At 62.6% G+C, this 15,207-nt stretch carries 12 protein-coding genes; 9 read left to right on the top strand and 3 right to left on the bottom strand.

Translation table 11 applies throughout. The features are described from left to right. The first annotated feature begins 16 nt into the window (after window positions 1-16). Window positions 17-3,094 carry a CHASE domain-containing protein gene (locus tag KY459_03025; GenBank protein MBW3563677.1) on the top strand — a complete coding sequence of 1,026 codons (3,078 nt, stop codon included), beginning with the start codon at window positions 17-19 and terminating at the stop codon, window positions 3,092-3,094. Here KY459_03025 and rlmB read toward each other — a convergent pair. Next, complete coding sequence (gene rlmB, locus KY459_03020; protein ID MBW3563676.1) at window positions 3,048-3,776, bottom strand: 23S rRNA (guanosine(2251)-2'-O)-methyltransferase RlmB; 729 nt, start codon at window positions 3,774-3,776, stop codon at window positions 3,048-3,050. The genes KY459_03025 and rlmB overlap by 47 nt on opposite strands. Before the next feature lie 539 nt (window positions 3,777-4,315). Here rlmB and KY459_03015 point away from each other — a divergent pair. The 7 genes from KY459_03015 to KY459_02985 all read left to right on the top strand — a co-directional run bounded on the left by KY459_03015 (window position 4,316) and on the right by KY459_02985 (window position 10,444). After that, window positions 4,316-4,963 (top strand): ubiquinone/menaquinone biosynthesis methyltransferase, encoded by a 648-nt coding sequence (locus KY459_03015; GenBank protein ID MBW3563675.1) that lies wholly within the window; start codon window positions 4,316-4,318, stop codon window positions 4,961-4,963. Then, window positions 4,960-5,871 carry a bifunctional 5,10-methylenetetrahydrofolate dehydrogenase/5,10-methenyltetrahydrofolate cyclohydrolase gene (locus KY459_03010; GenBank protein MBW3563674.1) on the top strand — a complete coding sequence of 304 codons (912 nt, stop codon included), beginning with the start codon at window positions 4,960-4,962 and terminating at the stop codon, window positions 5,869-5,871. Before KY459_03015 ends, KY459_03010 begins: the two co-directional genes overlap by 4 nt. Continuing rightward, a complete protein-coding gene (gene coaE, locus KY459_03005) occupies window positions 5,871-6,527 on the top strand; it encodes a dephospho-CoA kinase (protein MBW3563673.1) in 657 nt (218 codons plus the stop codon). The genes KY459_03010 and coaE overlap by 1 nt, the downstream gene beginning before the upstream one ends. Window positions 6,528-6,594: 67 nt before the next feature. Then, a complete protein-coding gene (locus tag KY459_03000) occupies window positions 6,595-7,401 on the top strand; it encodes an ion transporter (GenBank protein ID MBW3563672.1) in 807 nt (268 codons plus the stop codon). After that, the gene (locus KY459_02995) at window positions 7,388-7,936 is read left to right on the top strand and encodes a DUF2007 domain-containing protein (GenBank protein MBW3563671.1); all 549 of its coding nucleotides are present in this window, start codon (window positions 7,388-7,390) and stop codon (window positions 7,934-7,936) included. The genes KY459_03000 and KY459_02995 overlap by 14 nt, the downstream gene beginning before the upstream one ends. A gap of 396 nt (window positions 7,937-8,332) precedes the next feature. Then, window positions 8,333-8,863 carry a hypothetical protein gene (locus KY459_02990; GenBank protein ID MBW3563670.1) on the top strand — a complete coding sequence of 177 codons (531 nt, stop codon included), beginning with the start codon at window positions 8,333-8,335 and terminating at the stop codon, window positions 8,861-8,863. Window positions 8,864-9,139: 276 nt separating this feature from the next. Beyond that, window positions 9,140-10,444, top strand: a complete 1,305-nt coding sequence (locus KY459_02985; protein ID MBW3563669.1) for a vitamin K epoxide reductase family protein — start codon at window positions 9,140-9,142, stop codon at window positions 10,442-10,444. A 153-nt stretch (window positions 10,445-10,597) separates the two neighbouring features. Here the strand turns inward: KY459_02985 and KY459_02980 are convergent, their stop codons facing one another. Next, complete coding sequence (locus KY459_02980) at window positions 10,598-11,713, bottom strand: permease (GenBank protein MBW3563668.1); 1,116 nt, start codon at window positions 11,711-11,713, stop codon at window positions 10,598-10,600. A 217-nt stretch (window positions 11,714-11,930) separates the two neighbouring features. Between KY459_02980 and KY459_02975 the strand changes: the two genes are divergently transcribed. Then, window positions 11,931-12,119: a hypothetical protein gene (locus KY459_02975; GenBank protein ID MBW3563667.1), complete on the top strand. Its 189-nt coding sequence runs from the start codon at window positions 11,931-11,933 to the stop codon at window positions 12,117-12,119. Window positions 12,120-12,709: 590 nt separating this feature from the next. Here the strand turns inward: KY459_02975 and KY459_02970 are convergent. Further along, window positions 12,710-15,019 (bottom strand): protein kinase, encoded by a 2,310-nt coding sequence (locus KY459_02970; protein ID MBW3563666.1) that lies wholly within the window; start codon window positions 15,017-15,019, stop codon window positions 12,710-12,712. Window positions 15,020-15,207 lie beyond the last annotated feature (188 nt).

Genomic DNA, 15,207 nt, shown 5'->3' with positions numbered 1-15,207 from the left:
AACCCCGGTTTTCCTGATGCAGAAGAACGACAAACGCCCGAATACCAGGCGCCGGGGGTTCATCCCGGCGATCATTCTGATCACCTCGCTCGTCGCAACCGGGCTCACCGCGTGGTACGTCTCCTCGACCAACCGGGATCGGGACCAGAGACGGATCAGGAATGCAGCCGAGGGCGTCCGTGACAGCATTCAGGACAGAATCGAGCTGCATGTGAATCTCCTCCTGGGCACCGCGGGGCTGTTTGCGTCGAATGATCAGGTCACCGAGGAGGACTTCAGGTCGTACGTCGAGCGACTCAACCTGGAAACCCGGCACCCCGGAGTCCAAGGCGTCGGATATTCGGCGAGAATCCGAAAGGGAGAGGAGCTCGATATCGGCAATGTCGTCCATTCCCGGCTGAGCGACATCGAGTTCTGGCCAGCCACCGACGCTCCCGAATTTCATGCGATTCTCTTTCTCGAGCCTCTCGACGAACGGAACCGGGCGGCGATCGGGTACGACATGTTCAGCGAGTCCACCAGGCGAGCCGCGATGGTTCGCGCCCGCGACACGGGACAGCCGACGGCCTCTGGCCGCGTCACGCTCGTGCAGGAGATCGACGATGACGTTCAGTCCGGCTTCCTCATTTACGTCCCCGTCTACGCGGGCGAAAGAACATCGGAAACAGTGGAAGAGCGGAGGGAGAATCTCCAGGGATTCGTCCACAGCCCCTTTCGGGTGACCGATCTTCTCCGCGGCGTTTTCGGAACCGAGATCCGTCCGCAGGTGGCCTTCCGCGTTTACGACGGCTCGATCGAAGACGAACAACTGATTTACCAGTCACCGCAATGGGAACGGTCCGCTGCGGATTCGAGGGCGGAGGCGCTTCGGACGACGATGCCTCTCGAGGTCGAGGGGAGAACCTGGATCCTCGAGTTCGTTCCATCTCTCGCCTTCATCGCCTATTCCCCTCGCGATCAGGTACCGCTGATCCTCGCGGGAGGTCTCTTCATCAGCCTTCTTCTGTACCTTCTGAGCCGGAGCCAGTCCCAGGCCCGTCGTTCCGCCGAACAGCTCGCCTCCGATCTCCGCGACGCCAACGAGCTTCTCGAACAAAGCGAGAGGCGCATGCGGCGATTGGTCGAAGCGAACATCATCGGAATCGCGTTCGGAAACGAACAGGGGGAGATCATCGATGCCAACGATGCATTCTTCGATCTGATCGGGCTCGACGTCTACACCACCGACGCGCTGACGATGGAACAACTGACGCCCCCCGATCAGCTGCCCGCCGACCGGCGCGCGTTCTCGCTGATGCGTAAAACCGGTCAGTACGGGCCGTGGGAGAAAACCCTGCTGCGCGTCGACGGTACTCCGGTACCTGTCCTCATGGGAATCGCACAGCTCCCGGAAAGCGAGAACCATTGGGTCGGGTTCGTGCTCGGTCTTCAGGAGCTCAAGAGAATCGAGCTCGAGCTTCGGGAAGAGAAGGAGACGCTCGAGACCATCACCCGAGTGAATCAGGAAATCTCGGCGGAACTGCTGTCGAAGGGTGTGATCCGGACGGTCGTCGATGCATCCACGAGGCTCTGCGGCGCGCGCTGGGGCGCTTTCATACCGAATCCGGAGAGCTCGTCTCTCGAGGATCTGTCGCATGGATCGCTTCCGTTCGATCCCGGTTCTGCGCTGGGGCGAACCGTCAGCTCCGGCGAGCTCGTACGGCTGGAGGATGCGGCCCATCACTTCCCTGTTCGTGAAGATCCCCCGGTGCGCAGTTACCTCGGAGTGCCGCTGATCTCCCGGTCCGGGGAGATTCTCGGAGGTCTGATCCTGGCGCACCCGCAGCCCGCGCGATTCGGCTCCCGCGAGGAACAGATCGTTCGGGGGCTCGCTGCACAGGCAGCGGTCGCCATCGACAATGCACGCCTCTTCGAGGAAGCCCGACGGGAAAGAAATGTCGCCGAGGAAGCGAATCGAGCGAAGGACAGTTTCCTCGCGAGTCTGTCTCACGAGCTGCGAACTCCGATGACTGCCATCCTCGGATGGGTCCGAATGCTCGAGATCGGAATAGAAGGCGAAGAGTATGAGGAAGCCGTCTCGGCAATCCAGCGCAGCGCGAGAATTCAGGCGCAGCTGATCGAGGACCTGCTCGACGTTTCTCGCATCACGAGCGGAAAGTTGCGGATCGAGCCGCAGCCTGTCGCTCTTCGCTCGGTTCTCGAGGACGCTGTCGATGCCATACTTCCTCAGTTTGCTCACCACGACGTCTCCATCGACGTCGATTCAGAGCCGCTCGACGGGATCATCGTGTCGGCCGACCGGGCAAGACTTCAGCAGGCATTCTGGAATCTTCTCTCCAACGCGATCAAGTTCTCGCCGGAGAACGGTCGGGTCGAGGTTCGATCCATCGTCACTCCGAGCTCGGTCACGATCGAGATCCAGGACTGGGGGGAGGGGATCGATCCGGAGGTTCTGCCGCGCATTTTCGAAAGATTCCGCCAGGCCGATGCTTCGTCCACGCGTTCGTTCGGAGGTCTGGGACTCGGTCTCGCGATCGTCGAGTACGTCATCGAAACGCACGGGGGGAAGGTGAAAGCGGAAAGCCCCGGTCGCGGTCGCGGGTCGACCTTCTCGATCACTCTTCCGCGAAGCGACGCGATTCTCACCGATAGTGAATCGCAGGACGAAGGCGATCTGGTTCCCCTGACGGGGAGAAAAGTTCTGGTCGTCGAGGACGAGCCGGACGTCCGCTCGTTCGTCGCCGTCCTCTTACGCCAGTGCGGCGCCACTGTCGTCGCCGTCGATTCGGCAGCCGCGGCAATCGATGCGCTCGAAAAAACGAGCGACTTCGACGTCATCGTCAGCGACATCGCAATGCCGAAGCAGGACGGCAAGGAGATGATTCGTCGCATCCGGCAGATGCCGACGTACGCCTCCGCCCTGCCCGCGATCGCTCTGACAGCCTATGCACGCCTCGATGATCGCGACGCAATTCTGGCCGCGGGCTTCAATCGCTACCACCTGAAACCGATCGATCCCGGCGACCTGACCCGCGACGTACACGATCTCACGCAGAGCTCGAGCGGCGCTGCCGCGCAACCTCCCACAAAGTGATCGCCGCCGCCGAGGCTACGTTGAGCGAGTCGACGTGACCCGACATCGGAATCGAGAGCACCGCGTCACAATGCTTCCGGACATTCGGACGGAGCCCCTTCCCCTCGCTCCCGAGAACGATCACGACCCGGCCACCGAACCTCGCCTCCTCGATCGGGTGCCCCTCGGCGTCGAGCCCGTACGACCAGTATCCCTCCTCCTTCAGATCGTCGAGCAGTCTCGCCAGGTTGGTCACCTGCGCGACCGGTACCCATGAGGCAGCACCCGCCGAGCTTTTGACCACGGCGGCGTTGAGCGCAGCGCTCCGATGCTCCGGCACCACGACCAGATCCGCACCGAGCGCGTCCGCGTTCCGGATGATCGCGCCGACGTTGTGTGGATCGCTCACCTGGTCGAGGATCACGATGAGCGATGTCGACTCGGCTTTGATGATCGGCCAGGGATCGACCAGCGCGACCTCACCGACCTCCGCGATCACCCCGTTATGAACCGCATCGCGCGGCACCTGCCGGCGGATCGCGGCATCATCGACCGGACGTACCGGTACGCCGGCCTTTCTCGCCTCCTCGGCCAGCCGGCCGAGCCGCTGCTCCTTCGATCCCTTCCGAATCCCGATCCACCGGATTCGCTCCGGGCTCGCTCGAAGCGCTTCGAGGACGGGGTTCACGCCGTAGACGATCACAGCTTCATTATGCGGGACAGCGGCGCGAGAAGAGAGCGTGACCTCTGCCCGGATCCGGCCGAACAGATCAGATCGCCACGATCGTTTTCGCCAGAATGCCTGCAATCTGCATAGATTGAAAATCTGATTTACAAATTATGCAGGGTTCCGCGTCTGAACCTGGACTTCACATTCCTCGTCGCGCGTCCTGGCGATCCATTCACATTCGTCATCCTGAGCAAGTGACCGGCGCCTGCGCCGGTGAAACGGAAATGAACTTGAAAGTCGGCGCTTCGCTGACACCCGTGAGTGCAGAAACAACCGAACTCGCGTACTCAAACCAACGTCATCCTGAGCGGGCGGTCGGGCGGGCAGGCGAAGGACCTTGCAGGTTGGGACATCAGCCCAAGCGAAGCGCTGCAAGAGCCCGACCGTACGCTCTTTTCCCCCTTGGAAAGGATCAACTGCGTGGAACCCCTTCACTCTTCACTCTTCACCCTTCACTCTTCTCGTGATAGAAGCCCCCCGTGCTCGACAAACGTCCGGGAAGCATCCGCGCGATGTTCGCCCGAATTGCGCCACGATACGATCTGGCCAACCGCCTCCTCTCGATGCGCCAGGACGTCGGATGGCGAAAGCGTATTTCGGCACGCCTCCTCGATTCCCCGGGCCGGGTCCTCGACGTCGCCTCGGGGACGGGCGACCTCGCGGCCGACCTGCTGCGATTCGGAGGCCACCGTGTGGTCGCTTCCGACTTCACATTCGAGATGCTGCATGCCGGTCGCCCCCGGTACGAGCGGTTCGGGATCAGTCCGATCGCCGGCGACGCGCTGGCGCTTCCGTTCGCCGACGACACCTTCGACGGGGTCACCGTTTCGTTCGGCATCCGGAACTTTGCCGATCCGCTCGCCGGACTGCAGGAGATGCGCAGAGTCCTCCGCGAGGGGGGCGCCTGTGGTGTCCTGGAGTTCTCCCATCCCCACACTCCCCTCCGTTTCGTTTATCGTCCCTACATGCGCCACGTTCTTCCCCTGCTCGGCGGGTTCATCAGCGGCTCGAGGGCTCCCTACCAATATCTCGTCGATTCGATCGACGGCTTTCCCGAAGGAGAACGCTTCGTCGAGTTGATGCGCGAAGCAGGCTTTTCGTCAGTCGAGAGAGCTCCATTGTCCGGTGGCATCGCCACTTTCTATCGAGGTGTGAAATGACGGGCCGGACCATTGACGGCAAAGAGGTGGCGAAGACGGTCGAGCTCGAGGTTCGCTCCGCGGTGAGCGAGCTCGCGGGGCGGGAGATCACTCCCGGACTCGTTGCGGTCCGGGTCGGAGACGATCCCGCATCCGAGATTTACGTTCGGAACAAGGCGGCAAAAGCACGGGAGCTCGGGATTCGTGGAGAGCAGAAGCACCTGCCGGGCGACGTCCGTCAGAAAGATCTCGAGAACGTGATCGACGAGCTCAACGAGAATGACGAGGTCGACGGGATCCTTCTGCAGCTTCCGATTCCCGGCCATCTCGATTCCGAGTCGCTTCTTCGAAGAATCGATCCGGCGAAGGACGTCGACGGCTTTCATCCGATCAACGTCGGAAACCTCCAGCTCGGACGGAAGTCGCTCGTTCCCTGCACACCCGCGGGCTGCATTCGGCTCATCAACTCGACCGGCGAATCGATCGAGGGGAAGCATGCCGTCGTCGTCGGCCGGAGCGACATCGTCGGCAAGCCGGTCGCCGCGCTTCTCCTTCGCGAGCATGCAACCGTGACGATCTGTCATTCGCGAACGAAGAATCTCGAAGAGGTGATCGGGCGGGGAGAGATCGTCGTCGCCGCGGTGGGCCGGCCGTTCATGATTCCGGGGTCGGCCATCCGGGAAGGGGCGATCGTGATCGACGTCGGCATCAACCGCATCGGGGCGAGCGATCCGCTCGCCGCAAGGCTGGGCGACGCTAAGCGTGCCGCGCTCGAAAAGCGGGGCTCGGTGATCGTCGGCGACGTCGAATTCGATCAGGCCGCGAAGCGCGCCGGATGGATCACACCCGTTCCAGGAGGGGTCGGGCCGATGACGATCGCGATGCTGATGAGCAACACCGTCGAAGCGGCTAAAGGACGGCGGGGATGATTCTCCGGACCGGCCTGACCGGGGGAATCGGAGCCGGCAAGACGACTGTCGCCCGCCTTCTGGCCGGGCTCGGGTGCTTCGTCGTCGATGCCGACCGGATCGTCTCCGACCTCTATCGTCCGGGCGCTCCCGGGTTCGCGGTCGTCGTCGAGCATTACGGCCGAGGCATTCTCGACTCCCGGGGCGAGCTCGACCGGGCGAAGCTCGCGAAGATCGCTTTCTCGTCGAACGAAGAAGCGGCCCGGCTCAACTCGCTGATCCATCCTCTCGTGATCGCCCGGGAGGAGAAGATCATCGAGGACGAGATCGAGAGATTTCCGGAGAGCCACCGGATCGTCGTGGTCGAGGCCACGCTTCTCATCGAAGCCGGAGGCCGTGAGCGCTACGACCGGATCATCGTCGTGGACGCCCGGCCGGAGATCCAGCTGAAGCGCGCTCGCGAGCGCGGCATGCGGAAAGCCGACGTCGAGCGGCGGATGTCGCGCCAGATGGCGAGAGAGGATCGCCTCGCCGCGGCCGATTTCGTGATCCACAATGATGGCGACATGGTCGAGCTCGAGCGCGAGGTCGTCCGCGTCCACGCCATGCTCTCCCTCGATCTCGAACGGCTCGTCCGCGGAGAAGAGCTCGAAGCGAGGGAACGGGGCTCCTCCTGAGTCACTTTGTGAGAGAGCCGCCCCTCTTCGCCATCTCTGGCCTCCGGCCTCAGTTTCATGCAACATTATGCTCGTGAGCGAGACGCCCCGCGAACGTGTTCGTCGGATCATCTTCGGGCACGACACTCCGGCGGGGAGAGCCTTCGACGTCGGCCTCATCATCGCCATCGTTCTGAGCGTCGTCGTGGTCTGCGTCGACAGCGTCGCGCGCTACCATCGCGAAGCCGGCGACTTTCTCGTCGCCGCCGAATGGTTTTTCACCATTCTGTTCACCATCGAGTACATCGCCAGGATCTGGTCCGCCGGCCGAAGGCGAGCCTACGTCTTCAGCTTCTTCGGCATCGTCGATCTGCTCGCCATCCTGCCGACATGGCTGAGTCTCGTGGTGCCCGGCACCCAGTTCCTCGCAACGATCCGGGTTCTGCGCGTGCTCAGGATCTTTCGGGTCCTCAAGCTCGTGCAGTTCGTCGGAGGCGCCGAGGTTCTTGCGCGGGCGCTCCGTGCGAGCATTCACAAGATCACCGTTTTTCTCTTCGTCGTTCTCACGATCGTGGTGATCGTCGGATCGATGATGTACCTGATCGAAGGTCCGGAGGCGGGATTCGTAAACATTCCGACCGGGATCTACTGGGCGATCGTCACGCTGACGACTGTCGGCTTCGGCGACATCACTCCGATCACGACCCTCGGCAAGGCTCTCGCTTCGGTTCTGATGATCATGGGATACGGAATCATCGCGGTGCCGACGGGGATCGTGACGGTCGAGATGAGCCGGTTGCAGCCGACGCTCCGTTCCCTCCGCTGCGGCAGCTGCGGACTCGCGGATCATCAGGTCGACGCGGTTTACTGCCGGGGATGTGGTGCCGAGATCTGAGGGGGCGGAGAGGCAGTTCGTCACGATCGCCAGCGTCCCCTCGCTGATGGAAGCAGAGCTCGTGAAAGGGCTTCTTCGCTCGGGGGAGATCGACGCGATCATCCCGGACTCCGAGATGCTCCGGATGGAACCGCATCTGGCTCACGTGCTCACGGCCAGTTCGGGATTCGAGGTTCAGGTTCCTCGGGAGGATGTCGAAGCTGCGCGCGAGATGCTCGACTCCGGGCCGGTCGAAGACGACGAACAGGGAACGCGGGATGACCATCCGGAGTGTCCCCGCTGCTCCACTCCGCTCGCCCGCGTATCGTCGCCCGACGCCGCGCGCATCGCGACCGAGAAGTGCCTCCGTTGCGGCTACGTTCCGGCTCCGCCATCGCCCGTGCCGGGAATCCTCTTCGGTTTCGCCTCGGCGGTCCTCGCAGCGCTTCTGATCTACGCCGGGGGCTTCTCGACCAGCACGCTGATCGGCGTCCTGATCATCGCCGTCGCCTTCAGGACGGGCTGGCAGAAACTGACCGGCGACGAGAAAAAATGAGCGCAAACAACGCGAGCAGGGATACGCTCCGGCAATGTGCTCAGCTGGTCCGCGCCATCCGCACTACGCTGTCGCCCTTTCGGATGAAGTGGCGGTTTTTTGTATTTAATCGTACCTTTTATGGCTCGAATTGAGCGGAGAGTGTTGGCCAGGGCAGCCAGGCGATGATGCCCTCTCTTTAACCTGAAGAGCGGCCTCGGCCTCTGAGATCGCTCATGCGCCGCTCTTCTCAGCGGAGTCGTTGCGGGGGAGCGGCATCACGGTTGAATGCCAATCATCGTCATGCGCATCTTCCTTCTTTGTCCGTTGATCCTGGCCCTTCTGATGATTTCAGGCTGTCGAGCCGATTCACCGGCGCCCCCATCCGAGGAGCAGGACCAGAGCTCAATCCCGATGATGGACGACTCGATGATGGACGGGCCGATGATGGATCGTGAGGGAGGCGGGATGATGGCATCGGACGCTTCGATGCCCGACTGGATGATGAGTGGTGAGATGGGTGGGGGAATGGGTAGCGGGATGATGGAGGACATGCAGTCGATCCACACGCTTCTCGTGAATCACGAGAGTATCGAGCGTGAGGTGACCGACGTTCCGGACGGTGTGGTGACCGTTACGAGAAGCGACGACCCCGAGATCACTGCGGCGATCCGCCGGCATGTCCATCAGATGAAAGAGCGGGTGGAGGAAGGTCAGCCTATCCGGATGATGGATCCCGTCTTCCGCGAACTCTTTGAGAATCACGGAAAGCTCCGGATGGAGATCGAAGAGATTCCGGGTGGTGTCCGAGTTCGTGAAACCTCAGACGACCCGCAGATCGTCCTTCTGATCCGCCAGCATGCCCACCGCGCCGTCAGTGAGTTCGTCGACGAAGGGATGTCTCGGGCGATGCGGTCCACACCGCTGCCTGAAGGTTACGCGGAATAGGATCATGTGAGAGTGGTGGAGCGCGCGCTCTACGCAATGGCGAAGAAAAATCAGTGAAGCGGAAAATTTCTGTGAAGTCGAGGGCTTCCCTTAACGAGAGCCGGCATTTGCTGATGCAGCGGGACGAGGAAGGTGGTCATGAGCACTCGCGGAAACGGCCGTCCTGAGATGAATGGCCGGAGTGGTGAGGCCCAGGTCGATACCCGGGCGATGCTCGAGGAGCATCAACGCCGGACACAGTGGGTGTGGTGGACGGTGATCATTCTGGGATTCTGGATGATGTCCGCGTCCTGGAGCCTCGGCGCCAGTGCCGTCGTGGAACCGAGCGGTGGACGAGAGGTCTGGCTCTCGCTGGAAGGCCGCGTCGCAGCGATGCGCTGGAGCGACGCCCTGAGCGGGCTTCTGCTCGTCGTGTTCGGCTGGAGAGCCCTGCGGCCAGCCCGTCCGATCAGCGCGTGGATCTGTTGTTTCGTCGGCATCTGGCTGACGATGGCGCCAATTGTGTTCTGGGCGCCTTCTGCGGCTCTCTATGCGAATGGGACGCTCGTCGGTGCTCTCGTGATTGCGCTGACGGTCCTGATTCCCGGCATGCCCGGCATGGTGTCGTTCATGCGCATGGGAGGGGATCAACCGCCGGAATGGAGCTACAACCCGTCGAGCTGGCCGCAGCGGGCAGTTCTGATCGTGCTTGCATTCGGAGGGTGGATCTTCTCGCGGCACCTCGCGGCGTACCAGCTCGGATATGTCGACCAGCCCATTGAGCCTTTCTTCGGCGATGGGAGCCGTCGCGTCCTCGATTCGGACATGTCCCACTCATGGCCGATCTCCGACGCGGCACTGGGTGCATTCGCCTACACAATCGAATTTCTCATGGCCTGGATGGGAGGGACCGCCCGCTGGCGGACGATGCCGTGGATGGTGACGTTCTTCGGAATTCTTGTCATCCCGCTCGGGCTCGTACACATCGTGCTGGTGATCTCGCAGCCTGTCGTCGTCGGTGCGTGGTGCACGTTCTGCCTCGCCGCCGCACTTCTGATGCTTCCGATGATTCCGCTACAGGTGGACGAGGTGATCGCGATGGCGCAGAACCTGCGGGAGGCGCGCGAACGCGGCGAATCCGTCTGGGTTGCATTCTGGAAAGGAGGGCCTGCCGAGAGCAGCGTAACCGACGAGCGGACGCCGCAAATGCTCGAGATTACCGAACGGCCCGCATCGGTGGCCGCCTCATCGCTGTGGGGATTGACGGCACCCTGGAGCCTCACCACCTCGGCTCTTGCCGGACTTGCGCTGATGTTCCTGCCGGCGGCCTTCGCTCTATCAGGCCCGCCGGCTCACCTCTTTCACCTTGGAGGGCCTATCGTCTTCGTGATCGCGGTGGTCGCCATGGGAGAACCGGTTCGGCTCGTGCGGTGGCTGAATGTTCCGACCGGACTCGGGCTGGCCGTCCTCCCCTGGATGACCGCAACCCCTCTCATCGTCGCCGTGCTCGCCACGGTGACCGGTGCCGCGATTGCCCTTCTGGCGATTCCTCGGGGATCGATCCGCGAGTCATACGGGAGCTGGAACAGATTCGTCCGTTGAGACGACCGGCTCCATAGCCCACGATTCGAACATTTCTGTCGGCGGGCTGGGGTGGAGGTGTAGCGCGTACCGTACCGTCCCATCGCTACCGTGCATCACCCATACATGCGCTCCGTGCCGGCGTTGTTGTCCACCTCGGCGTGCGCAGAGCTCTCAATTCTCATGACCCGCCGAGGCATCATTCTGCTGCTTTCCCGAGGTGTGCAGCCAGACCATCGAGGCGCTGATGAGGATGAACACGAGGTTGAGCCAGAAGGTGTAGTCGATCTCGAATGCGATCATCTCCTCGACCGCTGGTCTTTTCTCCGGCAACAGATTCATCGCGGCAAAGAGATAGTGGACACTGACACCGGCGGCGACCATCGATACGTAGAGCAGGCCTGAAAGGTAGAGCGCAAACTTCCAGCCGTAGTACTTGACGTGGATCCAGACAACGGTGGCGGCGACGAGATCAGCCCCGAGGAAGCTCATGACACCGCCGAACGAAGTCTGCTTGGACCACAGCATGGCCGCCAGAGGAACATTGCCCATCGAGCCAATGAACGTGAAAAAGGCCACGACCGGAGCGACCAGTGCATTCTCGAGAACGACGAAGAAAGAGGGCTCGCCTTCGCTCAGAAAAATTGCGTTCCAGAACGACTGCGGAATGTAGACGGAGATGAATCCGGCGATGGTGAAACCGAACAGGATCTCCTTCCACACCATTTTCCACTCCATGACGAACGAGCGGGCGATTCGTCTCCACCCGTCGGAGCTGCCGAGGGCGTCGCGCCAGTGCAATCCCTCCTGCTGGCCGTGTTCTTCCTCCTCCTGCGTCGCCTTTTCCCCCTGCTCCCTTGCTTCATCAACTGCATCCTGTGGGAGCCATATCCTCGTGAGGAGATACGCATAGAGCATCATGAGCAGCCCCAGAGCAAAGTTGCCGAGCACGAACCTCCAGCCGAGGAGAACGTACAGGACGATGCCGAGCTCGATGACGAGATTGGTAGACGCGATGAGAAACGCCATGGAGTTCGAAGGGTGGGCGCCCTTGACGAGGACGGTGCGCGAGGCCGCGAGCGCCGCAAACGAGCATGACGACGATACGAAGCCGAAAAAGCCGGCCATCGCCCCCTCTTTCAGTCCTCGTTCACCGAGCGCCCTCCCCATCTGCGCACGACTGACGATGACCTGGATACCGGCGGAGATGAGATACCCGAAGGCGAGCGCCCAAAGCGCCTTCCACAGCATACCGGCGCCCGTGTACAGAGCTTCGCCCAGCGATTCCATGTTCCGGAGCGCTTGAAGAAATCGTGCCGGTGAAGCGGTCGCCGGAGGAGATCACCGGGGATGGTTGGCTGAACAATCGGAAGGAGTGATTCACGCGCTACCGCTACTCGATCTCGACAGTATCCAGGGCGCGCACAGGCAGGTGAGCGGCAAGCCGTCAGCCGCGAACAGGTGACCTTGGCGCTCGGCAAGTCGTCATAAACCCGAGGAGGTCAAGATGAGAATGCTCGTACTGGGTCTCGCGCTTTCGGCGCTGCAGCTCGCCGGCTGCTCCCACCATCAGTCGCCCACAACGAATCACGTCATTTTGAGCCGACACGACGGTGCTCGTGCCGCGAGCGTGGGCCCGACCGCTACCCCTTACACAGGGCGGGCCGACTGCAACTGCGTGGCTCGCGAAAGCTGATGCTGGCACACTTCCCGACGGACGAGTGATCTCCGGAGTCATGATTCGAGCGTGGATTGAAGGCGATGGTGCCCGCGTGCAGGTGTACGGGATGGCGACGAAGCGGGGAGAGGCAGCACGCTTCACGACGGACCAGTCGAAGTTGCAACCTGTGGAGCTCGGCTCCTATCACCTCCGACCGAATCAGACTGTACCGATTTCCGAGTTGGTGTCTCTGGGCGTGAAACCTCTCATGCTGAGCTATAAGCCGCTGGCAGGCAGCTGACATTCGGTGATTGAGGGCCAGATCTTCGCGGGCTGTTGCCCAAATCGAAAAGCCGAGAGAACCGGTTAAGTTCCCGCGAGCCGGACACGGTCGACGCTTCACAAACTCGTCATCCTGAGCAATTGACCGGCGCGTTGCGCCGGTGAAGAGGGAATGAAAACCGGAGGCCGCAAAACTCCGCACCCCATACTCAAACCGACGTCGTCCCGAGCGGGCGGTCGGGCGGGCAAGCGAGGGACCTTGCAGGGTGGGACATCAGGCCAAGCGAAGCGCTGCAAAGGTCGAAGTCCTCGCAATTTCGTGGTCGTTTCATTAGGAGGCGCCCTCAGATCGCGATCGTCATGGGCGCGGTCCTGCCGACTTGCTGCGCGAGAGTGTGCCATCGCGGATGGCTCTGAAGCGGACGGTACTCGGCCTGGTAGATCCACGCCCACATGAGCGCATTGCGCTCCTGCCGCGCGAGCTCCAACGCGTCGAGGGCGAGCTCGTGGTAGCCCAGCGCGGTGAGCAGTGTGGCCAGATCGCGGGAGGCGACGAACACCTTGCGGTCGCGACGGGACTGCAGGTCGTGGAGGATCTCCTCGGCTTTCGATCGCTCGCCCGCGTCTGCCAGCGCTGCACCGAGGCGAGCCAGATAGAACGGGACCTCGCGGCCGCTCGCCTCGACGAGCTTGTCGAAGACGGCAATGGACTCCTCATAGCGGCCGAGGAAGCGCAGCGCTGTGGCGTAACTCCAGAGGGCGTAGCCGCTGTCCGGCGCGATCTCGAGTGTCCTCGACAGCACCCGTGCCGCCGTCTCGAAGTCGCCGATCGTCGCGGAGGCCCAGGCAGCGGAGGCGCGCACGTTCGCGTCGTAGGGCTCGAGCTCGATGCCGCGGGCCGTGCACTCGAGCGCCTCTTTCGTTCGTCCGGTCAACCCGAGACAAAGACCCAGCCAGTTCCACCCGTCGGCCGACTTCGGATTGCGCTCGATGGCCTGCCGGCAGAACGCTTGTTCTCGTGCAGTGTTCCATCCGTAGTAGTGCTCGAGGATGGCCCGGGAAAGGGCGACGCTCGCTGAGTCGGGCGCGACGCGTTCGGCTTCGTCGATGGCCGCTTGTGCGCGCGCCCACGCCTCCCACGTCGAGACGCCGCTGTAAAAACCGTGAATGGCCCAGGCGTCCGAGAGCGCGGTATGGACGTCGCCGAAATCGGGATCCGTTTCCGCCGCCGCCTGCAGCTCCTCGATGGCTTCGCGCGTTCGACGTCGCACCAGAAGGTACCGTCCCTTCAAATAGCGGTCGTACGCGTCCACGTTCTGCGTCTTTCCCGTCCCCGCCCCTGCATCCTCGGGCGCGATGCGGAGCTTGAACGCGCTGGCGATGGCCTGGGCGATCTCGTCCTGCACAGCGAAGACATCGGCGAGCTCGCGGTCCCACCGCTCGGACCAGACCTGGAAGCCGCTCTCCACGTTGATCAATTGAGCGGAGACGCGCAGTCGCGAGCCGAGCTGGCGGAGACTCCCTTCCAGGACCATGCCCACGCCGAGCTCGCGCCCGATTTTCCGCACGTCGTCCGAGCTCCCTTTGAATGCGAACGAGGAGCTTCGCGCAGCAACGTGCAGATTCGGGATGTTGGAGATGGAGTTAATGATCTCCTCTGTCATCCCGTCGCTGAGGTATTCGCCGTCGGCGGCCGAGCTGATGTTGCGGAACGGGAGAACGGCGATCGAGACCTCGCCCCGACGCGAGGTTTCGTCGGGTCGCGGAGTGTGGCGGCTGACGAGATCGGACCCGCTCGCGGAGCTCGAGCGCATGGCCAACCGCAGCGCGAAGGCGAGGTCGCGCGCCGAGCGGAACCGGTCCTCCGGAGCCTTCTCCAGACAGTGGCGCACGATATCCTCGACCTCGCCCGGGACGCTGCGTCCCGTATCGGCGAGCGGCTTCGGCTCCTCGCGCAGAATGGCCATGATTGTGTCCATCTTCGAGCTGCGCACGAAGGCCGGCTTTCCGGCAAGCATCTCGTAGAAGACCACACCGAACGAGAAGATGTCGGAGCGCGCATCGGAGGTCTCGCCGCGCGCCTGCTCGGGTGCGAGATAGCCCAAGGTGCCCATGATCGTGCCGGGCGAAGTGCGCGCGATGACGGTGGTGCCCTCCGCGGTATCGCGCACGGCCGGTTCGTCGATGCGAGCAAGACCGAAGTCGAGAATCTTCACCACCGCGTCGCGAGTGACGAAGATGTTGTCGGGCTTGAGATCGCGGTGAATGATGCCTCGCTCGTGCGCGGCGGCCAGACCCTGGGCAATCTGATGGGCCCACTCCAGAGCGCGGGCCGATGTGATCTCGGCCTGCTGCATGCGTTCGCGCAGGGTGGCCCCTTCCAGAAGCTCCATGACCGCGTACGCAATGCCGCTGTCATGGCCGAAGTCGTGGATGGCCAGGATGTTCGGATGGGACAGCGCGGCCACCGCCTGGGCCTCGCGCTCGAAACGCTCCCGGGCCATCTCGTTCTCGACCATGGCCTCGGGAAGGACTTTGATGGCCACGTCGCGATGCAGGCGCTGATCGCGCGCCCGCCATACCTCTCCCATCCCGCCCGCGCCCAGAGGGGCGAGCACCTCGTACGGGCCGAGCCGTGAACCAGCCTTGAGCACGTGAAAATCATACGATCTAAAGTTAACGTCGGAGCTGGAAAGTTAACTTTTGATTATTTCCCAAAGCGATAAGCCAACTCTTCCTCATCTGCCCTGACCCTGTTTTTCCCACTCTCGGTCGCTACTTGATGTCGCGCCTCCGACGCTGGAAACGCAGCAATATTGACCGGGAGGGCGATGAGGCCTGA

Source organism: Acidobacteriota bacterium (assembly GCA_019347945.1).
In the GTDB taxonomy this organism is placed as follows: Bacteria; Acidobacteriota; Thermoanaerobaculia; order Gp7-AA8; family JAHWKK01; genus JAHWKK01.
The sequence above is the reverse complement of the archived record's forward strand: the minus strand, read 5'-3'. Positions and strand labels throughout refer to the sequence as shown.

Coding starts and splice junctions, on each gene's coding strand:
- KY459_02985 (MBW3563669.1), top strand. CDS start 9,140: ATGATGTCCGCGTCCTGGAGCCTCGGCGCCAGTGCCGTCGTGGAACCG.
- KY459_02990 (MBW3563670.1), top strand. CDS start 8,333: ATGGACGACTCGATGATGGACGGGCCGATGATGGATCGTGAGGGAGGC.
- KY459_03010 (MBW3563674.1), top strand. CDS start 4,960: ATGACGGGCCGGACCATTGACGGCAAAGAGGTGGCGAAGACGGTCGAG.
- KY459_02975 (MBW3563667.1), top strand. CDS start 11,931: ATGAGAATGCTCGTACTGGGTCTCGCGCTTTCGGCGCTGCAGCTCGCC.
- KY459_03000 (MBW3563672.1), top strand. CDS start 6,595: ATGCTCGTGAGCGAGACGCCCCGCGAACGTGTTCGTCGGATCATCTTC.
- KY459_03015 (MBW3563675.1), top strand. CDS start 4,316: ATGTTCGCCCGAATTGCGCCACGATACGATCTGGCCAACCGCCTCCTC.
- KY459_02980 (MBW3563668.1), bottom strand. CDS start 11,713: ATGGAATCGCTGGGCGAAGCTCTGTACACGGGCGCCGGTATGCTGTGG.
- KY459_03025 (MBW3563677.1), top strand. CDS start 17: ATGCAGAAGAACGACAAACGCCCGAATACCAGGCGCCGGGGGTTCATC.